The 23324-nt window shown below is 55.1% G+C and carries 22 protein-coding genes and 1 riboswitch; of the genes, 17 read left to right on the top strand and 5 right to left on the bottom strand.

Features of this window, described 5'->3' with window-relative positions; translation table 11 throughout:
* The first annotated feature begins 157 nt into the window (after positions 1-157).
* Genes aroF through V8247_RS05720 form a run of 13 tightly spaced genes read left to right on the top strand, consistent with a single transcriptional unit; the run spans position 158 to position 12668 of the window.
* Entirely contained in the window at positions 158-1207 is a 1050-nt protein-coding gene (aroF, locus tag V8247_RS05780; protein WP_338736896.1) for a 3-deoxy-7-phosphoheptulonate synthase, read from the top strand.
* Between the two features lie 4 nt (positions 1208-1211).
* Positions 1212-2288: a 3-dehydroquinate synthase gene (aroB, locus tag V8247_RS05775; RefSeq protein ID WP_338736895.1), complete on the top strand. Its 1077-nt coding sequence runs from the start codon at positions 1212-1214 to the stop codon at positions 2286-2288.
* A complete protein-coding gene (locus V8247_RS05770; RefSeq protein WP_338736893.1) occupies positions 2288-2941 on the top strand; it encodes a type I 3-dehydroquinate dehydratase in 654 nt (217 codons plus the stop codon). The genes aroB and V8247_RS05770 overlap by 1 nt, the downstream gene beginning before the upstream one ends.
* Complete coding sequence (locus V8247_RS05765; protein WP_338736892.1) at positions 2938-3768, top strand: shikimate dehydrogenase; 831 nt, start codon at positions 2938-2940, stop codon at positions 3766-3768. The genes V8247_RS05770 and V8247_RS05765 overlap by 4 nt, the downstream gene beginning before the upstream one ends.
* Positions 3765-4295, top strand: a complete 531-nt coding sequence (locus V8247_RS05760; protein ID WP_338736891.1) for a shikimate kinase — start codon at positions 3765-3767, stop codon at positions 4293-4295. The genes V8247_RS05765 and V8247_RS05760 overlap by 4 nt, the downstream gene beginning before the upstream one ends.
* Positions 4276-5532, top strand: coding sequence for a 3-phosphoshikimate 1-carboxyvinyltransferase (gene aroA / locus V8247_RS05755; protein ID WP_338736889.1), 1257 nt, complete (start codon positions 4276-4278; stop codon positions 5530-5532). The genes V8247_RS05760 and aroA overlap by 20 nt, the downstream gene beginning before the upstream one ends.
* Positions 5525-6622 carry a chorismate synthase gene (gene aroC, locus V8247_RS05750; RefSeq protein WP_338736888.1) on the top strand — a complete coding sequence of 366 codons (1098 nt, stop codon included), beginning with the start codon at positions 5525-5527 and terminating at the stop codon, positions 6620-6622. Before aroA ends, aroC begins: the two co-directional genes overlap by 8 nt.
* Positions 6619-7686, top strand: coding sequence for a prephenate dehydratase (pheA, locus tag V8247_RS05745; RefSeq protein ID WP_338736887.1), 1068 nt, complete (start codon positions 6619-6621; stop codon positions 7684-7686). Before aroC ends, pheA begins: the two co-directional genes overlap by 4 nt.
* Position 7687: 1 nt before the next feature.
* Positions 7688-8566, top strand: coding sequence for a prephenate dehydrogenase (locus V8247_RS05740; RefSeq protein WP_338736886.1), 879 nt, complete (start codon positions 7688-7690; stop codon positions 8564-8566).
* 19 nt (positions 8567-8585) lie between these two features.
* Positions 8586-10007 (top strand): aminodeoxychorismate synthase component I, encoded by a 1422-nt coding sequence (gene pabB, locus V8247_RS05735; protein WP_338736885.1) that lies wholly within the window; start codon positions 8586-8588, stop codon positions 10005-10007.
* Positions 10000-10626: an aminodeoxychorismate/anthranilate synthase component II gene (locus V8247_RS05730; protein WP_338736884.1), complete on the top strand. Its 627-nt coding sequence runs from the start codon at positions 10000-10002 to the stop codon at positions 10624-10626. The genes pabB and V8247_RS05730 overlap by 8 nt, the downstream gene beginning before the upstream one ends.
* Entirely contained in the window at positions 10596-11426 is an 831-nt protein-coding gene (locus V8247_RS05725) for an aminotransferase class IV (protein WP_338736883.1), read from the top strand. The genes V8247_RS05730 and V8247_RS05725 overlap by 31 nt, the downstream gene beginning before the upstream one ends.
* A gap of 54 nt (positions 11427-11480) precedes the next feature.
* Positions 11481-12668 carry a hypothetical protein gene (locus V8247_RS05720; RefSeq protein ID WP_338736882.1) on the top strand — a complete coding sequence of 396 codons (1188 nt, stop codon included), beginning with the start codon at positions 11481-11483 and terminating at the stop codon, positions 12666-12668.
* Positions 12669-12695: 27 nt separating this feature from the next.
* On the opposite strand, the gene V8247_RS05715 is transcribed toward V8247_RS05720, so the two are convergent.
* The gene (locus tag V8247_RS05715) at positions 12696-13409 is read right to left on the bottom strand and encodes a hypothetical protein (RefSeq protein WP_338736881.1); all 714 of its coding nucleotides are present in this window, start codon (positions 13407-13409) and stop codon (positions 12696-12698) included.
* 78 nt (positions 13410-13487) lie between these two features.
* Positions 13488-16709, bottom strand: a complete 3222-nt coding sequence (secA, locus tag V8247_RS05710; RefSeq protein ID WP_338736880.1) for a preprotein translocase subunit SecA — start codon at positions 16707-16709, stop codon at positions 13488-13490.
* 232 nt (positions 16710-16941) lie between these two features.
* On the opposite strand from secA, the gene V8247_RS05705 reads away from it, so the two are divergent.
* Genes V8247_RS05705 through V8247_RS05695 form a run of 3 tightly spaced genes read left to right on the top strand, consistent with a single transcriptional unit; the run spans position 16942 to position 19488 of the window.
* On the top strand, positions 16942-17580 hold the full coding sequence (locus V8247_RS05705; protein WP_338736879.1) for a uracil-DNA glycosylase: 639 nt from the start codon (positions 16942-16944) through the stop codon (positions 17578-17580).
* Positions 17581-17617: 37 nt separating this feature from the next.
* Positions 17618-19261: a ribonuclease J gene (locus V8247_RS05700; RefSeq protein ID WP_338736878.1), complete on the top strand. Its 1644-nt coding sequence runs from the start codon at positions 17618-17620 to the stop codon at positions 19259-19261.
* A 35-nt stretch (positions 19262-19296) separates the two neighbouring features.
* Entirely contained in the window at positions 19297-19488 is a 192-nt protein-coding gene (locus tag V8247_RS05695; RefSeq protein WP_338736877.1) for a hypothetical protein, read from the top strand.
* Positions 19489-19516: 28 nt separating this feature from the next.
* On the opposite strand, the gene ruvC is transcribed toward V8247_RS05695, so the two are convergent.
* Both ruvC and V8247_RS05685 read right to left on the bottom strand, forming a co-directional pair.
* Positions 19517-20017, bottom strand: coding sequence for a crossover junction endodeoxyribonuclease RuvC (ruvC, locus tag V8247_RS05690; protein ID WP_338736876.1), 501 nt, complete (start codon positions 20015-20017; stop codon positions 19517-19519).
* A complete protein-coding gene (locus V8247_RS05685) occupies positions 20018-20770 on the bottom strand; it encodes a YebC/PmpR family DNA-binding transcriptional regulator (protein ID WP_338736875.1) in 753 nt (250 codons plus the stop codon). It abuts the gene before it with no gap.
* Positions 20771-20883: 113 nt separating this feature from the next.
* Here V8247_RS05685 and V8247_RS05680 point away from each other — a divergent pair, with 113 nt between their 5' ends.
* Complete coding sequence (locus V8247_RS05680; protein ID WP_338736874.1) at positions 20884-22443, top strand: DHA2 family efflux MFS transporter permease subunit; 1560 nt, start codon at positions 20884-20886, stop codon at positions 22441-22443.
* A 29-nt stretch (positions 22444-22472) separates the two neighbouring features.
* On the opposite strand, the gene V8247_RS05675 is transcribed toward V8247_RS05680, so the two are convergent.
* Positions 22473-22679 (bottom strand): molybdopterin-binding protein, encoded by a 207-nt coding sequence (locus tag V8247_RS05675; protein ID WP_375340857.1) that lies wholly within the window; start codon positions 22677-22679, stop codon positions 22473-22475.
* A 480-nt stretch (positions 22680-23159) separates the two neighbouring features.
* Positions 23160-23296: riboswitch (molybdenum cofactor riboswitch) on the bottom strand.
* Between the last annotated feature and the right edge of the window lie 28 nt (positions 23297-23324).

Below are 23324 nucleotides of genomic sequence, written 5' to 3'. Positions count from 1 at the left end.
GCCTATTATTACTTTACCTGGTGCCCCAAGGGCACAACAGGGAGGTTTGGCGTTTCTGCGTAACAGCACCTAAAACATAAGAAGCATTCAGGCAGTAAATCCTCCCAAACGGGAGGATTTTTTAGTTTACGAGGATAACGAAAAAGGAGAACAGGAAATGATTATCATGAAAAAGGATGCCAGCCCGGAACAACTCCAGCACGTCATTGACGAGGTGACCAAGGTCGGCCTGCGCACCGACGTGTCGCACGGACAGCACCTGACGGTCATCGGATTGGTCGGCGATGAGCGGCAGGTTGATTTTGCCCATCTGGCAGCCTTACCGGGAGTGAAGGAGGCCAGAATGATTGAAGCGCCCTACAAATTGATAAACCGGGAGTATTCCAATGCCTACGGCGAGACCAGGACCCACATCGTCAAAATCGGCAACGTGGAACTGGGCGGCGATGAGCCGGTAATTATCGCCGGGCCCTGCGCCGTAGAAGACCGGGATGCGCTGTTCCGGATTGCCGAACAGGCGAAAGAAGCCGGCGCCCATATTCTGAGGGGCGGCGTCTTCAAACCCCGCTCCAGCGTGCATTCCTTCCAGGGACTGGGTGCCTCCGGGGAAGCCGGCGCTATTGAGGCGCTGACCTGGCTCAAAGAGGCCGGTGAAAAATTCGGCATGCCGGTAGTGACCGAGGTGCGCGGCGAGGCCCAGGCGGCTCTGGTCAGCCAGTATGTAGATATTATCCAGATCGGCTCCCGCAACATGTACGACCAGGATTTGCTGCAAACCGCGGCCCGGACAAAATTGCCCATTATCTTCAAACGGCATTTCGGCGCCTCAATTGAAGAATTCCTGTCCTTCGCCGAATATATCGCCGCCGAGGGCAACAAAGACATCATTCTGTGTGAACGCGGTATCGTGCCGGTGGGCAAGGGCAAAAATTACACCCGCTACCAATTGGACCTGTCGGCGGTCCCGGTGGTGCAGAAGGAAACATTCCTGCCTATCATTGTTGACCCCAGCCACGCTACCGGCCGGCGCGACCTGATCAGGCCGATGAGCCTGGCAGCCATGGCTGCCGGAGCCTCCGGGCTGATGATTGAAGTGCATGACCGACCGGAAGAAGCGCTGTGCGATGCCTCCCAGATGATCAGCCCGGCTGAACTTAAGGAAATCATCGGATTGGCAAGACAGATACGTCAGATTACCGTAAAATAAGGCTATGACTTACCAGATACACGTTAATCTCAAGGAACGATCTTACCCCGTCTGTATCGGCGAGGGAGTGCTGGGGCAAACAGGCGATTTGCTGGCCGAACGGAACAGCAGCGGCCGGGTGGTGGTGATTACCAATCCGACGGTGGGGCGGCTTTATGCCGCGGGATTGACCGAAACCCTGACAAGTTCCGGATTTGAACCGGAGGTGATCACTGTACCGGACGGCGAAGCCAGTAAATCCCTGACCACCGCCGGTAAGCTCTATGAAAGCCTGGCGCGCCGAAAGGTGGAACGCACCACGCCGATTCTGGCGCTGGGCGGCGGTGTCATCGGCGACCTGACCGGTTTCGTGGCCGCTACATATCAGCGCGGCGTGCCGTTTGTGCAGATACCGACAACGCTGCTGGCCCAGGTGGACTCCGGTATCGGCGGCAAGGTGGCGGTGAACGTGGGCCGGTTGAAAAATATGGCCGGGGCCTTCTATCAGCCGCGCCTGGTGGCCAGTGATACCACTACCCTGTTGACCTTGCCGCTCAAGGAAATCCGCAATGGGATGGCTGAGGTCATCAAAAGTGCGGTAATCCACGACCCGGTGCTGTTTGCCTTTCTGGAAGCCAACATGCCGGTACTGCTGAATCGGGATGTCAAAACCCTGACCTACGCCGTACACCGGGCTGCCGAGGTGAAGGTAAACGTGGTGGAACAGGACGAAGGTGACCGGGGACTGCGGCACATCCTGAATTTCGGGCATACCTTCGGCCATGCCGTGGAAAGCGTGTCCAATTTCAAGGTCGGCCACGGCACAGCAGTTGCGATAGGCATGGCGGCTGCCTCCCGGATGGCCTATCGGCTGGGCATGCTCAGCGGGAATGATCTGGAACGTATTTTAAAGGTTATCATGGCCGCCGGTCTGCCGGTGTCCATGGTTGCCAAAAATGCCAGCCCGGCTTTAATGCGGGCCATGCTTCACGACAAAAAAATAGATAACGGCAAACTGAAATTCATCCTGCCGACCGGTATCGGTACCGTAACCGCCCGCACTGATGTCAACCCGGAGATCATTGCCGAGGTATTACGCTGATGAAACCGGTTGTCTGTACCGTCATCACCCGGGCCGATACGGCAGCCATTGCCGCCGCCGCGCCGGCGACCGACCTTTTTGAAGTCAGAATAGACCTCATCGGCGAGGCCTGGCCGGAGGTGGTGCGTCACCTTAACAAACCCTGGCTGGCCTGCAACCGGCTGGCAACTGAGGGCGGCGCCTGGCAGGGCAGTGAAGCTCAGCGCAAGGAAGAACTGCTGAAGGCGCTGAATCTGGGCGCCGCCATCATTGATCTGGAGCTGGCCACGCCAAATCTGAAAAAGATGGCGGAACTGGTAAAAAAGAAAACCCGCTGTTTGATTTCGTACCATAATTTTGAATTAACCCCGCCGCCCGCAGAACTTAAAGGCATTATCGGCCAAGCCATCGCTGCCGGGGCTGATATCTGTAAGCTGGTGAGTACGGCTCACGGCATTGAGGACAACCTTAACCTGCTACGGCTTTATCAGGAATTCCAGGGCTGCCGGCTGACCGTCTTCGGTATGGGGGAAGCAGGGCTGCTCAGCCGGGTGCTGGCACCGCTGGCCGGGGCGGAATTCACCTATGCGGCGCTGGAATCCGGCCGCGAATCGGCACCGGGCCAACTGACCGCAGCACAACTGGCGGAAATCTACCGTTTATTAAAACCATGATGACAGCGGATACCAAATTGGTGGTTCTGATCGGCGACCCGGTGGCGCATTCAGTTTCGCCGGCGATGCACAACGCCGCCTTTCGCGAGCGACAACTCCCTTACACCTACGAGGCTTTAAGAGTAACGACCGACCATCTGGCGGCCGCCGTCAGCAGCCTGCGGGGGGCCAACCTGCGGGGGGCCAACATTACTATACCCCACAAAACAGCAGTGATGTCGCTCCTTGATGCAGTGGACGCCGCCGCGCAGCGTATCGGGGCTGTCAATACCATCGTCAATCAGAACGGGAAGCTGACCGGTTACAACACCGATGCGCCGGGATTTCTGGCCGCCCTCAGAAAAAGCGGTTTTGAACCTGAAGGCAGACAGGCGGTTGTTCTGGGCGCCGGTGGAGCGGCCAGAGCGGTTGTTTTTGCCCTGAAGGACGCCGGTGCCGAAGTAGCGGTCATCAACCGCACTTTCAGCACGGCAAGAGCCCTGGCTGCTGAAACCGGAACGCGGGCATTTGAAACGTCCGCTGAAGGTTATCGGCAGGCTCTTGAAGGCGCGGTACTGGTCGTCAACGCCACCAGTGTCGGATTGAGTCCGGAGGAGGCGGCTACGCCCTTGCCGCAAGAATGGCTGAGGCCGGATCTGACCGTGTTTGACACCGTTTATCGTCCCCGCCGCACCTGTTTAATGCGGGAGGCCGAGGCGGCCGGTTGCGCCGTCATCGGCGGTCTGGAGATGCTGGCAGCTCAGGGGGCGCTCTCATTTGAACTATGGACCGGGCAACCGGCACCGCTGGCAGTAATGCTGCAGGCGGCCGAAGCGGCATTGGTATGAAAAGCAATATTGCGTTGATCGGCTTTATGGGTTCCGGTAAATCCACCGTGGGCAAACGGCTGGCGCGCCGACTGGGACGGAATTTTATTGAAACAGACCATCTGATTGAACAGCAGGCCGGGATGAGTATCGTCAATATCTTCAAGTCCGGCGGCGAAACCGAATTCCGCGACCTTGAAACAGCGGTGATTACGTCTGTGAGCGATATCGCGGAGAACTCCGTTATCGCCTGCGGCGGCGGCGTGGTGGCCAGGCCGGGAAATATTGAACGGTTGAAGTCGGCCGCAACAGTCGTCTACCTCCAGACCGGCACCGCCGCCCTCAACGACAGGCTGGCGTTCAGCCGCAAGCGTCCGTTGCTGGACCGGCCGGACCGGGAACAGTTTATCAGGGAATTGGAAGCGACCCGACGACCGCTGTACGAAGCGGCTGCGGATATTACCGTCCGCACCGGCAACCGGCCCTTCGCCGCCGTTATTGATGAAATAATCAGGAAACTGGATATTAATGAAAGCCCGAATCAGTAAAAGCACCGTTGCGGGCACCATCCACGCCCCGCCGTCCAAGAGCTATACCATCCGGGCGTTGTTCGCTGCGGCTCTGGCCGCCGGCACCAGCCGGATCATCAATCCGCTGATATCCGACGACACCGAAGCAGCCGCGGAAGTACTGGAACAACTCGGCGCCGGCATTGAACGGCAACCTGGAGTCTGGATAATAACCGGCGGCCGGCTGCAAGCGTCACCGCAGCCCCTCAACTGCCGGCAGTCTGCGGCGACCCTGCGCTTCCTGGCACCCCTGTGCGCCACGCTTGACGGCCGCAGCCGAATCACCTTTGCCCCCGGTCTGGCGCGGCGGCCGATGACCCTGCTGCCGGCTATTTTAAAACAACTGGGCATAACGGCGGAACAGGGGCTGGATTATCTGCTGGTTCCCGGCGACCGGATCAAAGCCGGGGTGGTATCGCTGCCGGGCGACGTCAGTTCCCAGTTTATTTCCGGTTTGCTGATTGCGGCGCCGCGGTTTGTCCAAGGCCTGAAGATCAACCTGACGACCCCGGCCCGGTCCAGGGATTACCTGCGGATGACCATTGAATACCTGGAATATTTCGGCGTTAAGGTAGAACATGACGCTGCCATGACGGCATTCAGCGTCCTTCCGCAAACTTATCAACCGGCCGATTATACGGTGGAAGGCGACTGGTCCGGGGCATCATATTTCCTGGGACTGGGCGCCCTTGCCGGTCCGATAAGCGTCTCCGGGCTGAATCCTGATAGTTTTCAGGCCGACCGTTTCATGTTAAACTGCCTTGAACGGCTGGAGGCCGGAGTAACGACAGGCAATAAGGTAATCAACGTTGCGCCGACACCTTTAAAAGCCTTAACGGTTAACCTTGACGAGGCCATTGACCTGCTACCCACCATTGCCTGCTTAACCGCGGCGGCGAATGGCGTCAGCATCCTGACCGGGCTGGGCCGGGCCAGAATAAAGGAATCAGATCGGGTAAGAGCGGTGGCCGAAAATCTAAAACGTATGGGCATTGCCGTTACTGAGGACAATGACCGGCTCCTGATAACCGGCGGCCGGCCGCACGGTGCGGTCATTGACAGTTTTGATGACCACCGTATCGCCATGGCCTTTGCCATGCTGGCAACGGTCTGCGGGGATAGTGTCATTGAAGGGGCAGAATGTGTTAATAAAACCTATCCCGGCTTTTGGCAGGATTTTCAGCAGGCCGGAGGAAAGGTGATTCTGAGTGAATAATTCCCTGGGCGAAATTTTCCGCATTACCAGCTTCGGCGAAAGTCACGGTGACTGCATCGGCATCGTCGTTGACGGCTGTCCGGCCGGACTGCCGCTAACCGTTGAAGATATCCAACAGGAAGCTGACAAACGCAAAAGCGGCCGCAACCGGCCGCTGGCGACGGCGCGCAAGGAAGAAGACCGGGTGGAGATATTCTCCGGCATTTTTAACGGACGGACGACCGGAGCGCCGATCATGATGTCTATCTGGAACCGAAATATTGATTCTTCCGAATATGAAAAAGTAATCAAGCTTATCCGACCGGGACACGCCGACTTTACCGCCTGGGAAAAATACGGCGGTTTTCACGACTGGCGCGGCTCCGGCCGCTTCTCCGGCCGGATTACCGCCGGTTTTGTCATGGCGGGAGCCGTGGCTAAAAAACTACTGGCTACCATCGGTATTGAAACCGTGGCTCATGTGGTGGAAATCGGCGGTATCAAGGCTGATCCGCCCGACGATGTTAGTGAAATCCGCCGAATCATGGCTGAAAATGAGGTCAGTTGCGCCGATGTCGCAGCGGCAACCCGGATGATAGACGCCATTAAAACCGCCGGGCGCGCCGGTGATTCCGTCGGCGGCGTCATTGAAGCCTGGGCGACCGGCTTACCGGTCGGCCTGGGTGAACCGGTCTTTGACACACTGGAGGGATGTCTGGCGAAGGCCTATTTTGCCATCCCGGCGGTCAAGGCTGTGGAATTCGGGGCCGGGGCTGAGGTTGCCCGGATGAGCGGCTCAGACGGCAACGACCCGTTTGCGATGGTGGACGGCCGGGTCAGGACTGCCGGCAATAATGCCGGGGGCATTCTCGGCGGTATCAGCAACGGCATGCCGCTGATTGCCCGCCTGGCGGTTAAGGCTACCCCCTCCATCGCCAAGGAGCAGCGTACCGTTGACCTGACCAGCGGTGAAGAGGCAACGCTTAAAGTCGGCGGCCGCCATGATACATGTATAGTACCCCGGGCGGCAGTGGTCGCCGAATCAATGACCGCGGTGGTGCTGGCCGATCTGGCCCTGCGCGGCGGATTTATTGGAAGGATTATCAAATGAGCCTTGAAGAACTGCGTCGCCGGGTTGATGAACTGGACGACGGGATCGTTAAACTGCTGGCCGAACGCTTGTCCATCGCCGAAGCCATTGGCCGGGAAAAGGCCGCCGGCGAAGTCCCGCCTCAGGACCTGGGACGGGAGAGGCTGGTCATTGAACATGTGACCGGGGTCGGTGCCGCCGGAGGCATGACCGCCGATGAAGTGGTGGAATTATATCAGTCTATTATCAAACTGGCCCGGCAAAGGCAGTCACGCAGTGTTGCCTTTCAGGGGGAACCGGGGGCTTACTCCGAGCAGGCGGCTTTTCAGTATTTCGGCTCCCGGGCCTCAGTCAAGGCTTGCGAAACACTGGAGAACGTATTCCGGGAAGTTGAAGGCGGCGGGGTGCAATTCGGCATCATCCCCATGGAAAACTCTATTGAAGGCAGTATTTCCCGTTCCTATGACCTGATGCTGGAATCCAGTCTGATGGTTTCCGGCGAGCTGCATCTGCGGGTCAACCACTGCCTGATCGGCAACCCCGGCGCAACACTGGACTCGGTGCGCCGGATCTATTCGCACCCGCAGGCACTGGGGCAGTGCGGTAATTTCTTACGTCAACTGAATTTTGAACTCATGCCCTCTTACGATACAGCCGGTTCGGTTAAAATGATAAAAGAACAGAATATCGCCGATGGCGCCGCTATCGCCAGCGAACGCGCCGCGGCCATTTACGGTATGAAAATCCTGGCGCGGGATATCCAGGACAACCCCAACAACTTTACCCGTTTCTTCGCCATCGGACGCAAGGACGCCCCACCCTCCGGCGATGATAAAACTTCAGTGGTCTTCGCCGTCAAGCACCGTCCTGGGGCGCTGTATGAATTCCTAAGGGTGCTGGCAGAACATAAGATAAACCTGACTAAAATTGAAAGCCGCCCGACCCGCAAAAAAGCCTGGGAATACAACTTCTATCTTGATTTTGAGGGGCATCGGCAGGATGCCAGTTTTCTGACCGCCCTGCCGGCGCTGGAAGACCATGTTCTCTTCATTAAGATTCTGGGATCATATCCGAGGGCCCGATAATTTGAAAAACATCACGATAGTCGGTGGTTACGGCAAAATGGGGGCTTGGTTTGCCCGGCTGCTGAAAAATCAGGGGCACCGCGTCAGCATTATCGGCCGTGATAAGGACAAACTGGCGGCCGCTGCGGTGGAAATCGGCGTGGCGGCGACCGACCGGCTAGACAGCGCGGCCATGGCCGACATTATCATTATCTCAGTGCCGGTGGACAGCTTTGAAACGGTCTGCGGCGAGCTGGCGCCGCATGTGCACGCCGGTCAAATGGTCTTTGACCTGACCTCGGTCAAGGTCATGCCGGTGGCGGCGATGCAACGCAGTTTAGGACAGACACAAACACTGGGAGTTCATCCGGTGTTCGGGCCCGGCGCCGAAAGCCTGAACGGCCAGAATATCATCCTGACCCCCACCAACGACAAAGAACAGCTACTGGCTGTTAAGGTAGACGAGTGGTTGACCACCCGCGGAGCCCGAGTGCGCATCACTTCACCTGAAGAACACGACCGGCTGATGTCCATATCGCTGGGACTGGCCCATTTTATCGCCATTGTAACCGCTGACGCGCTGGTCAGCCTGGATAAACTGACCGAAATGAGTGATGCCGGCGGTATCACCTATAAAGCGCTGTTAACACTGGTGGAGAGCGTCCTGTCGGAAGACCCGGCATTGTATGCTTCGCTACAACTTAATCTGCCGGCCTTGCCCGAAATGGAAATACTCTTCGGGGAAAAGGCGGTCGAATGGGCAGGTCTGGTCCGGGACGGGCGCCGGGAAGATTTTATCAACCGCATGAGCAACTTAAAAAACACCTTGGAAGCGGCCAATCCGGACTTTGGGGCCTCTTACCAGAAACTCTATCATCTGGCCAACCGCCGCCGGGAATGACGCCGCTGGAAGGGCAGCCATGACCCAACGACGACAGCCGCTGATTGAAGAATGGAATCCCGGCATTGACCCTGCAGATATTTTTCAGATACTGAGCGGCGATCCCGGTGTCTTTTATCTGGACAGCGCCCTGACCAGTGACCGGCAAAGCCGGTATTCCTTCATCGGCAGCCGGCCTTTCGCACTTATCACCAGCCGGGGACGGCGAATATCCGTATCCCGCAACAATCAATTGATAGAACATCGTCAGGGTAATCCCTTTGACGAGATCGGCCGAGTGCTTAAAACGTTCGCTCTGGAGGCACCGGACAGTCCGGTGCCGTTTTGCAGCGGGGCAGTGGGCTATTTTGGTTATGACGCTGGACGGCAGCTGGAAAAAATTCCCCGCCGGACAGTAAACGACCTTAAACTCCCGGAATGCCGCTTCGGCTTATATGACTTAGTCTACGCCTACGACCACCGAGAGCAGCGCGGCTACATTATCAGCAACGGCTTCCCGGAAACAGATGAAGCCGGACGGACTCAGGCGGCGCGGGAGCGTGCGGCAGAATTCAAACGGCGCATCAGCAGCGTCATTACTCCCTGCAGCACCAACCTATCCGTTCCGGCAATCCCCCGAATTGAAAGCAACTTCAGCTATGAGGACTACCTCGCTACCGTGGCCCGGGCTCGTGATTACATCATCTCCGGCGACATATTTGAGGTAAACCTGTCACAACGTTTTACTGTTGAACTGAAAATCCCGCCGGCAGAGTTATACCAGCGCCTGCGGCGGATCAATCCAGCCCCGTTTGCTACCTATCTGGACGGCGGCGGATTCAGTGTAGTCTCCAGTTCACCGGAACGCTTCATTAAACTCAGCGGCAATACTGTTGAAACCCGCCCCATCAAAGGCACACGCCGGCGCGGCGAAAACGCAGCGGAAGACGCCATAATCTCTGCCGAACTTCTGGCCAGTGAAAAGGACCGGGCTGAAAATATGATGATCGTGGACCTAGAGCGCAATGACCTGGGCCGGGTCTGTTGTTACGGTTCAGTGAGCGTTACCGACCTGGCGGTGCTGGAAACCTTCCCATCAGTGTTTCATCTGACCTCCTCGGTTACCGGCCGTCTGCGGGCAGACCAAAATGGTATCAGCCTGTTGAAAGCCGCTTTCCCCGGCGGCTCTATCACCGGTGCCCCCAAGGTAAGAGCCATGGAGATAATTGAGGAATTGGAACCACACCGCCGCGGTATATATACCGGGGCCATCGGTTACCTGGGATTCAACGGCGATATGGACTTGAATATCGCCATTCGAACCATCGTCACCAGGAAAAATCAGGCGTTTTTTCAAACAGGCGGGGCGGTGACCTATGACTCCGACCCCGAAACAGAATACCAGGAAACGCGGCACAAGGCCTGGGCAATGTTCCAGGCGCTGGGGGCGTCCGATGAATAAGTCTGTGGTCATCATTGATAATTACGATTCCTTTGTCTACAACCTGGCACAATATGTCGGTGAATTAGGCTATACCCCCCGGGTCTTTAGAAACGATGCGATAACCCTCAGGGAAATCCGCGACCTTAACCCCGGACATCTGATCATCTCCCCCGGCCCCGGCACCCCGGACACGGCCGGAATATCCAATGCAGTCATCAAGAGCTTCGCCGGTCGGATCCCAATTCTGGGTGTCTGCCTGGGGCATCAGTGTATCGGGGCGGTTTACGGCGGCCACATCATCAAGGCATCACCGCCGACGCACGGCAAGAGTTCTCCGGTTTATCACGACCGCCAGACGATATTCGCCGGCTTGCCTGATCCATTTGAAGCCGGGCGTTATCATTCACTGGCAGTTGACCGGGGCAATTTACCGGAGGCATTAGAAATCAGTGCCGTATCGGGTGATACGGTCATGGGAATCCGTCATAAGAATTTTGCGGTTGAGGGTGTCCAGTTTCACCCGGAATCCGTCATGACTGTGGTCGGTCATGACTTATTGTATAATTTTTTAACCGTAACCAAAGCAATACGGAGGGAGTTAACTGCATGCCGGATGCAGCCTGGACCAACGGTATAATCTCGCCTTTAAGTGAGGCCACCGTGGGCATCAACGACGCCGGCTTTCGCCAGGGTTACGGAGTGTTTGAGACTTTGCGTGGTTACAACGGCCGGGTATTCCGGCTGGAAAGCCATCTGGAGAGAATGCAGGCCGGCGCCGCCTATTTAAGGATTGCAGTTGATATGACCACAGTCAAAAACGCCGTCGGCCAGACGCTCCAGGCGTCAGGGCTGACCACCGCCAGGGTCCGGCCGGTGATTACCGCCGGCTATGGCGGCCGGATGACAGTATCAGTCACCGTTGAGACCTATCAGCCACCTTCGGAAGCAGACTACCAAAACGGACTGAGGGCAACCGTCGTCGCCATCCGCCGCTATTCCAAGTCACCGATATACCGCTACAAAACACTTAATCAGATTGAAAACACCCTGGCGGCGGCTGAGGCAAACCGTCAAGGCGCCGACGAAGCGATACTGCTCAATGAGAACGGCGAGGTTGCGGAAACCAATCGGGGTAATATTTTTCTGGTCAAAGACAGAGTGCTGCGTACCCCTGACCCGGAAGCCGGTATTCTGCCGGGAATCACCCGTGTCACGATACTGGAAATAGCCCGTACACTGGGTATCCGGACGATTGAAGGGCGGATAACCCTTGAAGACCTCACCAACGCCGATGAGGTGTTCATTACCTCCAGCCTGATTGAAGTGATGCCTCTTACGTCTATCGGCGGGACAGTGGTCACCAACGGCAGGGCCGGGACGATTACCGCTGAATTACATCGGGCATACCGTTCAACAGTGAGCGCCAGCTTGACTTAAACACTTATCAGCCGTGATAATTAGTCTTGGAATTAGCAGCATATCTGGAGTAACATGGTATTTTTCAGAGGCATCGGCCTGGGGGTCATGGCCTTTTTGTTGTTTTTATTGGTGCTGATACTGGGTCTCAGCATCAACGCCAATTTTACCGTGCTGAACCCCGGTTTTATCAACGGTCAGATACAGAAACTTGATGTTGCTGATGTAGTTCGGGAAGAAGTGCTCGCCAGCGGCTCCTTTCGTGAAACCCCACAGGCAGTTCATGATTTTCTGCAAACAGAACTTCCGGAATATTCTGTCGAGTTAAAAGAGGCGGTCGCCGAAGCCGTTAACCGCTTCTACGATTACCTGCTCGGCCGCACCGATACTCTTGAGCTGCCGGTTGCTCTGGGCGAAACTATTTTGGATCCGGAATTACTGTATTCCCTGGCTGACCGTATTGACTGGGCTGACCTGACCGAAGAAATGGTTCAGCGTAACATCAGCGACCAGATTAATCCGGTATTTTCCTACCTGACCGACTATATTGACGATGCCACCGTCAAACTGGACGGCTGGTTCAAGACTACACTCCGGGAGGTAGTGACGCCGTTACAGGAATATTTGCTGGGACAGCGCGATACGCTGACTATTGCCATTGACCTGGGGGAGCCGCTAGCGGTGATGTACCAGACGTTGTTTGACGTCTATAACCGTTTCCCGCCGCCGGAGGTCAGCAACCTGACGCCATTGCAACGACAGATGGCCTTCAATGATTTCTTTTTTTATGAATTAACTGCCGGTCTGCCCGCGGTGATTGAAATTGATTCGGCCGCCTTTGAAGGCACTCCGGAAGCCATCAACCAGGCTCTGATGGAGTTACAAGTGGATCTGGCGCAAATTAAAGATTATGTCAATTATTACCGTTTCGGTTTTCTTGGCCTGCTGGTCGCAATTGCCGCTTTGGCCAGCGCGGCATACCTGGTGCTGCGGGAACGCCGTAAATGGTATTTCTACACCGGTTTGACCTTGTTTATCACCGGATTGGTTGGTTTTGTGACTGTTATGGCCACCAACGCCGCCATTGGTATCAATACCGATTTCGGAAGCGTACCGACTGCGGTTCATCTATGGTTGCCCGGACTGGTGGAAAGCGCTATCCGCCCCTTCCTGCTGTTCAGTATCCTGATCGGTGCCCTGGGTATCACCGGCATCATTCTGGCACAGCTTGACCGGACGCAACCGCCGGCACTGAAACGCTGACCCGACACCATCGCCGGAAGCAATCTGCTAAACTCCCAGCAGCGCCCCCAAGCCGAAATCAGCTTTTTTACCGGGAAATCTTTTCAGCCGGGCTAACGCCTTTTTGGTGTCCGAAGCTACCCGCGCTTTATCGGTCCGCCTCAGGCGAAATTTGAATAGCCAGTAGGTAAACTCCCGCATTTCAGACAGTTTCAGGGAGCGGTTAGGACGCTCCCCGCGTTCCCGGCGAAACAGTTTAAGCAGTTCCGGACGGGAGTTTTCATACAATCTTAAAAAGCTCTCGTCAATGGTATCGTAGCCCTTAATCACCAGGGAGCGTTCTTCTTTCCTGATTTCATCCTGAGTCGCCAGAATCAACGCCTCCTCCACGGTGACACCGTAAAAATAGTTAAGGTGCTGTTGGTAACGAGTCGGCCCCATCAGGCGGCGCATCTCCGCCGCGGTTAAATCCATCGGCGGCTGGGAATTAAACAACAGGTCAACCTGCTCTGCTTCCGGAATCAGATCAGGCACTGCACCGGAGACCCGCTCCGCCAGCAACAGCAAATCAAAGGCCTCACCGGCGATGAGATATCGGTACACCCGGCCGTCAAAACTCTCGTCGCCCTCCGGCCAGTAACCGGCCGCCTCAAGTATCGCCGGGTACCAGTGCTGCCCGCCTTCAATCGCTGCCCGCAACCGGTTGACGGCCGCCGCCGCGCTCGGGGTAATTTCAGTTTTCTGCTCAGTTTCCCTGGTCATGACGCTAATTTCTCCGGCCGCTGATAACGCTGCCGGCCGACCGAAAGTGTGGCCGACCCTTCAAATCCGGCGTACAGATCAGGCGCCGCAGCATTTCTTAAATTTTTTCCCGGAACCACAAGGGCAATCATCGTTGCGGCCAACCTTATGACCTTCAGCATCTTTAACTGCCCGAGTAACGTTCTGAGGCGCAGCCACCGCCTGCATGGGAGACGAAACCGCCGCGGCCGATGCTGAAACGGCCGCAGCCAGCGGTGCTTGTTTGGCTTGAGCACCGGCCGGCATCGCTGTGCCCGGACCCTGTTTGACGACCTGAACCTTAAATATGGTGTGCACCACATCATGTCTGATACCGTCCAGCAGGTCCTGAAAAGCAGCAAAACCCTGATTTTTATACGCATCTACCGCTTTTATCTGCCTGAGCGTTTGCCAACCAGCTTCCAAGCGGAGATGTTCAACGTAGGTCAAATGCTCTATCCACAACCCGTCCATAACCCGGAGCATCAAATGACGCTCTATTTGCCTCATGACAGGCGCGGTAAGTTCCTGCTCCTTCTTGTCATACAAAGCAGTAGCACCGGCCTTAAGAAAATCGGCGACTTCTTCAGCAGACATCCGGGCGATGACGTCCGCCGTGAAGCCTTCGGGCTGGGGCATAACGCCTCCCAAATCAGCCGTCAGTCCGTCAATGTCCCAGTCCTGATAATCCAGCCCGGACAGGCGGCTCGCCACAATATCGTCAATTTCCTGGTGAACCATGTTCAAGATATTGGACTTGAGATCCGCCCCGGCCAGTATCTTGTGACGTTCCCCGTAGATAATCTCGCGGTGTTTGTTAACCACGTCGTCATACTCCACCAGGTTCTTGCGAATATCAAAATTGTAGCCTTCCACCCGCTTCTGAGAGTTTTCAATGGAGTTGGAAATCATTTTATTTTCAATGGGGGTATTTTCATCAAAACCAAAACGCTCCATCAATCCCCGAACCATATCGCCGCCGAAACGACGCATGATGTCATCTTCCAGGGAAACGAAGAAACGGGACGAACCGGGATCACCCTGGCGGCCGGCGCGGCCCCGGAGCTGGTTGTCAATGCGGCGAGCCTCATGGCGCTCCGTTCCTATGACGTGCAGGCCGCCGGCCTTGACGACGGCAATATAGTATTGCAGCCAATCCTTAAAGTGTTTGCCTTCCTTGTCAATGACTTTCCGGCAAAGCCCGGTATCAATACTGCACTCCAGTTTTTTCGGGCTTTCCGGCAGTTCTCCGGCCAGGACGGCTACCTGAGCGCTGTAGTCAGCCAGGTATTTCCCGGCAATATCTGCAAGCTGGGTTTCAAGGGCGGCAATTTCAGCGAGCCGGCCACTGTGTTCCGCCGCTTCAGGATCGGCTTTTATCTCCTGGATAAGCTCCAGGCGTTTGGTGTTGATTTGCCCTTGGATTTGAACAATTTCCGCTTCGTTTTTGGCGATTCCTGCTTCAAATGCGGCCAGTTTTTCCCGGACCTGCGGCACTTTGGCGATTTCATCGGCCAGATGTTCCTTCAGGTCAGCCAGGGGTTCATAACCCTCCAGCTTGCCGCCCAGAATGATGTCCACGCCGCGGCCGGCCATGTTGGTGGCCACGGTGACGGCACTGGGTTTGCCCGCCTCGGCAACGATAGCCGCCTCCCGTTCATGTTTCTTGGCATTCAGGACTTCATGGGCAATCCCCTTGCGTTTGAGCATGTCGGAGATAAGGTCGGAGTTCTCAATGGATACCGTACCCAGCAGCACCGGCCGGCCGGCGGCACGGGTTTCTTCTACTTCACGCACCACCGCTTTGAACTTGGAGGCCAGATCCTTGTAGATATAATCAGTATGATCATCGCGGATAATGGGCCGATGGGTGGGCACCGCCACGACTTCCAAGTTATAAATGCGGGAAAATTCTTCGGCCTCAGTCAGAGCGGTACCGGTCATGCCGCAGAGCTTGTCATACATCCGAAAGTAGTTCTGGATAGTGATGGAGGCGTAGGTTTTGGTTTCCTGCCGGATTTTCACCCCTTCTTTAGCTTCAATCGCCTGATGCAAACCTTCCGAATAACGGCGTCCGACCATCTTGCGGCCGGTAAATTCATCAACAATTACGATGCCGACACCACCGTCGGGATCGCGGTCCACCACATATTGCCGGTCACGCTGATAAAACTCTTTGGCGGCAAGCGCATTACGCAGGTGCCGGATCAGCGGCGCATTCTGGGGGTCATAAACACTCTCGGCTTTCAGCAGTCCCTCACGTTTAACCAGATTCTCAAACTTAATCCAGCCTTCTTCGGTCAATTCGGCCTGGCGTTCTTTCTGCTTGGGCTCATAATCTTCTCCGGAACGTAACCGGGTCACCAGTTTGGCAAACGATTCGTACAATTTACCGGCTTCAACATCCGGGGCACTGATAATCAGCGGCGTACGCGCCTCATCAATCAACAGGTTATCCACTTCATCCACAATGGCGAAATACGGACCCTCCGGGCGCTGGACGACACCGGTGAGATCCATCACCATATTATCCCGTAAATAATCAAAGCCGAACTCCGCCGAGGTGCCGTAAGTGATGTCGGCAGCATAGGCTTCCTGACGCTTGACCGGTCGATAGTGCAGCCAGGGATCATTGTCCTTGCCGGAGTTATACGTGGGGTCATAAAGGCGTGACGGCTGGTGCTCATCCGGCGTCTGCATGGGATAGATTGATGCCACGGTGACGCCCAGGGCGTGATAAACCGGACCCATCCAGTAGGCGTCACGGCGGGCCAGATAATCATTCTGAGTGACCAGATGAGCGCCCTTGCCCAGCAAGGAATTAAGATACAGCGACAACGTGGCCACCAGCGTTTTACCTTCACCAGTCTTCATCTCAGCGATTTTACCTCCATGCAGCACCGCACCCCCGATAAGTTGAACGTCATAATGACGCAGACCCAAAGTGCGCCGGGCGGCTTCCCGCACAGCGGCAAAGGCCTGGGGCATGACGGCTTCAAAACAGGCATTCTCCAGGGTGAGAATCTTATCTTTAATTTTATTGCGCTCGTTGGGGCCGACAGTAACTGCCAACTGGCTTCTTAATACTTCAATATCCTGCGCCAGGTCAGCATACTCAGCCTGAATCATGGCTTTAAACTCAGCGGTTTTGGCCTTCAAGGCATCATCGGTCAGTTGATGGTATTCCGGCTCAAGCCGGTTAACTGCTTCAACCAGCGGCCCCAGTTTCTTGATTTCCTTTTCGTTGGAATCCGCCATGCCGCCAAATAATTTCTTGAACATTTATAAAAACCTCTTTTTTTCCCGGAAGGGGCTGACTTCACTATGTATAACGTTGGAACACTAATTATGTATTCTACCATATCATAAAAAAGGAGACAGCTGAGTTATCCTATATTATAAGCCTGCTGAACTGAGTCTTTAAAAAGCTGACGGAAAGGTACCGCCGATTGACTCAAACGGGCACGGGTGTTAATATGCCTGAAAGGCAACGCATTCAAGAAGATAATTAACCATGACCGACCAATCCAGCCTGCTTGATAATCTTGCCCGGGAAATCCAAGGCTGTCAGCGATGCGCTTTGGCCGGGACGCGAAATTGTGCCGTGCCGGGTGAGGGCAATCCGGAGGCAGAGATAATGTTTATCGGCGAAGCCCCGGGATTCAATGAGGACAATACCGGCCGGCCTTTTTGCGGCGCCGCCGGTAAATTCCTGACCACATTGATTGAATCAATCGGTCTTAAACGGGAAGATGTGTTTATCACCAACATCATCAAGAGCCGGCCGCCGGGCAACCGCGACCCGTTGCCGGAGGAAATAGAAGCCTGCAAACCGTGGTTGGACCGGCAATTGGAGATAATTAAACCTAAGGTTATCGTCACTCTCGGCCGATACTCCATGAACCGGTTTTTCCCCGGTAAAGCCATCAGCCGGATTCACGGCCAGTGGGAAAAACAAGGCGATTTGATTTGCTTCGCCATGTATCACCCGGCTGCCGCCCTGCACCAGGGCAACCTGAGAACCACCATATTGGCTGATATAGCCAAATTACCAATAATAATTAAGGAATTAAAACAAAGTGAAAAACCAGAACCCACCCAGAACCGGGCGGCGGAACCAGCCGTCCGGCAGCTTGACCTCTTCAACTTCTAGTCAGTCACCAGCCACCACAGGCCGAAAAGCTAACCGTTTGCGCTTAATCCCGCTGGGCGGTTTGGGTGAAATCGGCAAGAACATGATGGTCATTGAATATGGTGATGACATCATGATCATTGACTGCGGTTTGATGTTCCCTGAGGAAGATATGCCCGGAATTGACCTGGTCATTCCGGACATCAGCTACCTGTTGGAACGCAAGGACAAGATCAGGGGTATCGTCATCACCCACGGTCACGAGGACCATATCGGGGCGCTGCCCTACATCCTGCCTCAACTGGACGCCCCGATTTATTGTGCGCCGCTGCCTCACGGACTGATTACCGTTAAGCTCAAGGAAGCCCGGGTTCATGCCAGCAACAAGGTGCATGAAACCAAAGCCGGCGATGTCATCAAGCTCGGCGTTTTCAGCGTTGAATTCGTCGCCATGTGCCATTCCATTCCAGATGCGGCCGGACTGATAATCCGAACTCCCGTCGGCACCATCGTACACTCCGGGGATTTCAAACTGGACTATACTCCGGTAGACGGTAAAACATGCGACCTGTCCCGTCTGGCCCAGATAGGTTCCGAAGGCGTTCTGTTGTTACTGGCGGACTCCACTCATGTGGAAATTCCGGGCTACACCCCATCGGAAAAAGTAGTCGGCGAGACCATTTCCGCAGTCATGTCCAACGCTCCGGGCCGGGTAATTGTCACTACTTTCGCCTCGCTGGTCGCCCGTATTCAACAGGTGATGGACGCTGCGGTCAAGTACAACCGCCGCATATTCATTGCCGGCCGGAGTATGAGTGAAATCGTTAAAATGGCCCTCAGGCTGGGTTATCTGAAAGCCCCTGATGGACTTATCGGCGAACTCTCTGAAATGAACCGGTTACCGCCCAACCGCGTGGCCTTGATCACCACCGGATCTCAGGGTGAACCAACATCTGCCCTGGTGCGGATTGCCAACGGGGAACATCGTGAGGTGCAGATCAAAAAGGATGATACCATTATCATTTCCGCCTCGCCCATACCTGGTAACGAATCAGTTGTTTCCAAAACGATTGACAGCCTGTTCAAGCTGGGAGCCCAGGTCTTTTATGACCGGGTGGCCAAGGTCCATGTGCATGGTCATGCCTCTCAGGAAGAATTAAGACTGCTCCAGAGCCTCATCCGGCCTCAGTACTTCGTACCGGTGCACGGTGAATACCGTCATCTGAAACTGCATTCCCAGTTGGCAGAACAGATGGGGGTTGCCAAAGAAAATATTTTCACCCTTGAAGATGGAGACATACTTGAATTAAGCCCGCAGGGCGGTAAAATAGTCGGCCACGCCCCGGCAAGCAACGTTTATGTTGACGGTATTTCCGTTGGTGATATTAATGGCGTAGTGCTGAGGAACCGTAAAATGCTGGCTCAGGACGGCATCGTGGTAGCCATCGTCACCCTTGACGCTGAATCCGGACACCTGGTCGTCCGGCCGGATATCGTCTCGCGGGGTTTTGTTGATCCGGACACCGGCAAGGCGCTCATTGAATCCAGCCGGGATCTGGTGGTAAAGATGTTTGATACGGAGACCCAATACGTTGCTGATTCGGCCGTTATTTCCAACAAGGTAAGGGACCTGCTGGCAAAATACTATTACGAAAAAACCCGGCGGCGACCGATGGTGTTGCCGGTATTGGTGACAGTTTAAGGATTGCCCGATTCCGGAATTACAGGGGGCTGATAATGTGGAAAATACCGGTTGGAATAGTCTCAGGCATAATAGGGATTGTGATCCTGATTAACGTGGTTCTGGAAACAGAATACGTTGCCTTTGCCGCTGAAAACATGGCTCTTCAAATGGTGGTAGCCATCGTGGGTTTGGCCTTTATCCATCTGGGTTACCGGCTTGTAACTTCCCGATGGTCCGGCAAGTAGGCTCGCTACCTTGGCAGCCCGGCTTAAATCAAGCCTGAGAAGCGCGAATGACCGCTGTCCTGCGGGCTTCCTGGATGTGGCACAAGGCACAGGCGAGAGCATCGGCGGCATCCGGTGAGGAGAGGGGTTCGGTCAACCGCAACTGCAGCATCACCATGCTTGTAACCTGGTCCTTGGTTGAGGCGCCGAAACCGGCAATATGTGATTTAATTAAAGCCGGGGGGTATTCAAAAACCTCCAGACCGGCATTGACCGCAGCCAGAATGGCCACTGTCTGAGCTTTGCCGATTGCCAGTGCAGAGCGGGCGTTTACTGAAAAAAACGGACTCTCCACGGCGGCACAATCAGGCTTGTGCAAGCGAATGACTTTTTCCAGTTCAGCATAGAGCAGTTTCAGGCGCTCCGGCACCGGCAGCTTATCAGAGCACTTCACCGTTCCGCTGGAGACATAGACCACCGAGGCCCCTTCGGCGTCAACGACACCGAAACCAAGACGCAGGGTGCCGGGGTCAACGCCCAAAACCCTCATCTAGGCAGCCTGAAACTTTTCCAGGGCCTCGGGAGAGAAATCAGCGTTGGAATAGACATTTTGCACGTCATCCAATTCTTCCATGGCTGTCAATAGCTTGAGCACCTGCATGGCAGTATCATCGTCCAACTCTATCTGGGTTTTCGGCTGCATGTCCAGGCCGGAATTTTCAATGGTCAGGCCTTTAGCCTCAATCGCCTGCCGGACGGCTTCCAACTGATCAGGTGCGGTAATAATTTCTAAATATTCTTCATCGGGTTTAACGTCTTCAGCCCCGGCATCAATGACTTCAAGGGTCAATTCATCAATATCCTGTCCGGCAGCCGGAACAGTTATGGTGCCTTTGGAATCAAAAATCCAGGCGACACAGCCGGCTTCGCCCATGGCGCCGCCGCTCTTGGTAAAAAGATGACGCACTTCCTGAATAGCCCGGTTACGGTTGTCTGATACCGCGTGAACCAGCACCGCCACACCACCCGGTCCGTAGCCCTCCAGGGTGAGTTCCAATAAGGTTTCGCCCTCAAGCTGTCCACTGCCTTTTTTAATCGCCCGGTCAATATTGTCGGAGGGCATGCGCGCGTCTTTGGCTTTTTGAACCGCCAGACGCAGTCTGGCATTCATATCAGGGTCCGGCCCGCCTTCTTTGGAGGCCAGGATGATTTCGCGGGAGAGTTTGGTGAAGAGTTGCCCGCGCTTGGCATCAGCCGCGCCTTTCTGGTGTTTTATGGTAGCCCATTTTGAATGTCCAGACATAGCTTACTCCTCGCGGGTTGTTTTCTACGTCCGCTATTCTAACATTTTAAACTGAAACCGAGAAGCTGGAACGTTTTGACAGTCTGGGGAAGCCCCTATAGAATTGGACTTCCATGATGAACCTGAAATCCACCGGCACCACACCAGCCCAATATAGTAAATGGCTGGTGCTGGCGGTACTTTCAGCAGCGCTGTTCATGATAAACCTGGATGTCACCATTGTGAACATCGCCCTGCCGGACATCATGGAACGACTGCCGGCCTCACTGGCGGACGCCGAGTGGGTGCTCAACGCCTATGTGCTGGTATTCGCAATACTGTTGATTACCATGGGCCGGCTGGGGGATATTTTTGGCCGCAAACGGCTTTTCACCGGCGGCCTGCTGGTATTCACCGTTTCTTCCCTCCTGTGCGGTCTGGCGCCAAATATCGGCTGGTTGATAGCCGGACGGATAGCCCAGGCAGCCGGCGGTGCGGCTATGATGCCGGCGACCCTCTCTATCCTGAACATTACCTTTCAAAGCGGTCAGCGGGGCCTGGCCATGGGCATCTGGGGAGCCTCGGCTGGCGCGGCGGCCGCACTGGGCCCGATCATCGGCGGCCTGCTGGTGGGGACACTGGGTTGGCAATGGGTGTTTCTGATAAATATCCCGCTGGGTATCGCGGCACTGGTGGCTGCGTTTAAAATAGTACCCGAATCATGTGACCCCAACGCCACTCGGAGGATTGATTTTCCGGGTATCATCGCCGCCACCATCGCATTAGGTGCCATTAGCTTTGCACTGATTGAGGGGCAAGCACTGGGGTGGACTTCGGTAGTGACGCTGGGATTATTCGGTGCCGGCATCATCGCGGCGGCGGCATTTTTGGTAATTGAAGCGAAAGCCCGCACACCCCTGATACCCCTGGTGTTTTTCCGCAACATCTCCTTTACCGCTGGCAACATTCTGGGATTAATTGTTATGTTCTGCCTGGTAGGCTTGATATTTCTTTCAGTGATGTATCTTCAGGCGATCAGGGATTTCTCCCCGATGGATGCTGGGCTGGTGGTGCTACCGCTATCATTAGCCTTAATGATTATTTCGCCGGTGGCCGGACGATTGGCAGACCGCCTGCAGATGCGTTTTCTGATGTCTGCCGGCATGGTAATGGTGGCACTGGCCTTCTCACTGTTGGCGCAAATAAACCCGGAGGTCCCCGCCGCAATGATGGCCTGGCCGCTGGGATTAGCCGGTTTGGGTTTGGGTTTGGTCATGGCCCCCCTCTCATCGGTGGTAATGGCCTCCGCTCCGCTGGCCCGTTCCGGAACGGCTTCCGGGATTCTGACCACCATGCGCCAGGTTGGTGCCACGCTGGGGATTACCGTGCTGGGGGCAGTGCTTCAATTCAACATGGTCAACAACCTGAGGATCTTTTTTGAAGGTATCCCTTTTATGCCGCAAACGGCCAAGGACGCCATTTTGAAGGGCGTGAGCGAAGGCGGAATGGCTGGAGCGGTCACCTCGGACGCTCCGGAATTTTTAAAAACGCTGATCAGTCAGGTGATGACGGAGCAGTTCTCTCTGGCGTTAAGTTCCGCCATGACGGTAGCCATGTGGGTTTGCATCGCCGGAGCGGCGGCGGCGTTATTTATCAATTATCACCCGAGGCGCACCACAACGGCAGCAGCTTAAGCCAGCCACCATAATCAAAACCGCCGACGTTAAAGTTCCTTAGCAACCATTACTTCGGTTGATTTGATAATGGTAGTTACCGTATCACCGACTTTGAGATTCATTGATTCAACGGAAGCGAGGGAAATTAAACTGACAATTTCCATCCCGCCGGCTTCAACAACGACTTCAGCCATCACCGTGCCTAATTTAACGTTTTTAATCGTGCCTTTGAATTGATTTCGAGCGCTGATCATAATAATCCTCCCGCCAAGTTTCATATGTCACTATTATACACCATAGTATATGATTTTGAACCGGCTGCGATTGAAATTGTTATTCCAGAGGGCTGAAGAGTGGGGAGCGGAACGAGCGTGAATTTGCTCCAGCAGAAATCCTGATGTCTTACTTATCCCGAGGCATGCCGGTGCCTTGAATAATAGAGTTCCCTGCTGATAATTGACTGTAAACAAGTTAAATTCCCAACCTGACAAGTCAGTGTTGGCAGCTGATTACCTCTGCTACAACCGATGTCCGCCGGGAGGGTACTCGGCATAATCGGGAGACTTGCGGTAACCGTCTGCAATCGCCCTGTTCCGCTCCCTGAAATAAACCTCCGCGCATTATTTCTTGCGCCGCACAGAGGCAACTCTCCGGCATATCAGGAAAGGTCTCAAATGAAACCAATGAAAACAAAAGGAGACACCTACGAAATAGGCATCTCCACACACGAATAGATTCTTTTCATCGGCTCTCCTTTCCAAATACGGGAGGCACCGGCGTTTCCACCTGTACCCTTGGAACCTTTCGGTTCACCGGTCACGGAACCATGACTTGCGCGGTAGGTTACCGCAACTCGAAGAGTTGCCGCCTTTCCGGCGGAAGTTAGTAGATTCTAAACC

Source organism: Dehalogenimonas sp. W, from assembly GCF_037094495.1.
GTDB lineage: Bacteria > Chloroflexota > Dehalococcoidia > Dehalococcoidales > Dehalococcoidaceae > Dehalogenimonas > Dehalogenimonas loeffleri.
This window is presented reverse-complemented; position numbering and strand designations above follow the sequence as displayed.

What these genes read in the sequence shown, in the direction of transcription:
- secA (WP_338736880.1), bottom strand. Translation starts at nt 16,709, where the DNA reads ATGTTCAAGAAATTATTTGGCGGCATGGCGGATTCCAACGAAAAGGAA.
- V8247_RS05760 (WP_338736891.1), top strand. Translation starts at nt 3,765, where the DNA reads ATGAAAAGCAATATTGCGTTGATCGGCTTTATGGGTTCCGGTAAATCC.
- V8247_RS05685 (WP_338736875.1), bottom strand. Translation starts at nt 20,770, where the DNA reads ATGTCTGGACATTCAAAATGGGCTACCATAAAACACCAGAAAGGCGCG.
- aroB (WP_338736895.1), top strand. Translation starts at nt 1,212, where the DNA reads ATGACTTACCAGATACACGTTAATCTCAAGGAACGATCTTACCCCGTC.
- pabB (WP_338736885.1), top strand. Translation starts at nt 8,586, where the DNA reads ATGACCCAACGACGACAGCCGCTGATTGAAGAATGGAATCCCGGCATT.
- aroA (WP_338736889.1), top strand. Translation starts at nt 4,276, where the DNA reads ATGAAAGCCCGAATCAGTAAAAGCACCGTTGCGGGCACCATCCACGCC.
- V8247_RS05725 (WP_338736883.1), top strand. Translation starts at nt 10,596, where the DNA reads ATGCCGGATGCAGCCTGGACCAACGGTATAATCTCGCCTTTAAGTGAG.
- V8247_RS05695 (WP_338736877.1), top strand. Translation starts at nt 19,297, where the DNA reads ATGTGGAAAATACCGGTTGGAATAGTCTCAGGCATAATAGGGATTGTG.
- V8247_RS05720 (WP_338736882.1), top strand. Translation starts at nt 11,481, where the DNA reads ATGGTATTTTTCAGAGGCATCGGCCTGGGGGTCATGGCCTTTTTGTTG.
- V8247_RS05730 (WP_338736884.1), top strand. Translation starts at nt 10,000, where the DNA reads ATGAATAAGTCTGTGGTCATCATTGATAATTACGATTCCTTTGTCTAC.
- aroF (WP_338736896.1), top strand. Translation starts at nt 158, where the DNA reads ATGATTATCATGAAAAAGGATGCCAGCCCGGAACAACTCCAGCACGTC.
- V8247_RS05705 (WP_338736879.1), top strand. Translation starts at nt 16,942, where the DNA reads ATGACCGACCAATCCAGCCTGCTTGATAATCTTGCCCGGGAAATCCAA.
- V8247_RS05675 (WP_375340857.1), bottom strand. Translation starts at nt 22,679, where the DNA reads ATGATCAGCGCTCGAAATCAATTCAAAGGCACGATTAAAAACGTTAAA.
- V8247_RS05680 (WP_338736874.1), top strand. Translation starts at nt 20,884, where the DNA reads ATGATGAACCTGAAATCCACCGGCACCACACCAGCCCAATATAGTAAA.
- V8247_RS05765 (WP_338736892.1), top strand. Translation starts at nt 2,938, where the DNA reads ATGATGACAGCGGATACCAAATTGGTGGTTCTGATCGGCGACCCGGTG.
- V8247_RS05770 (WP_338736893.1), top strand. Translation starts at nt 2,288, where the DNA reads ATGAAACCGGTTGTCTGTACCGTCATCACCCGGGCCGATACGGCAGCC.
- V8247_RS05715 (WP_338736881.1), bottom strand. Translation starts at nt 13,409, where the DNA reads ATGACCAGGGAAACTGAGCAGAAAACTGAAATTACCCCGAGCGCGGCG.
- ruvC (WP_338736876.1), bottom strand. Translation starts at nt 20,017, where the DNA reads ATGAGGGTTTTGGGCGTTGACCCCGGCACCCTGCGTCTTGGTTTCGGT.
- pheA (WP_338736887.1), top strand. Translation starts at nt 6,619, where the DNA reads ATGAGCCTTGAAGAACTGCGTCGCCGGGTTGATGAACTGGACGACGGG.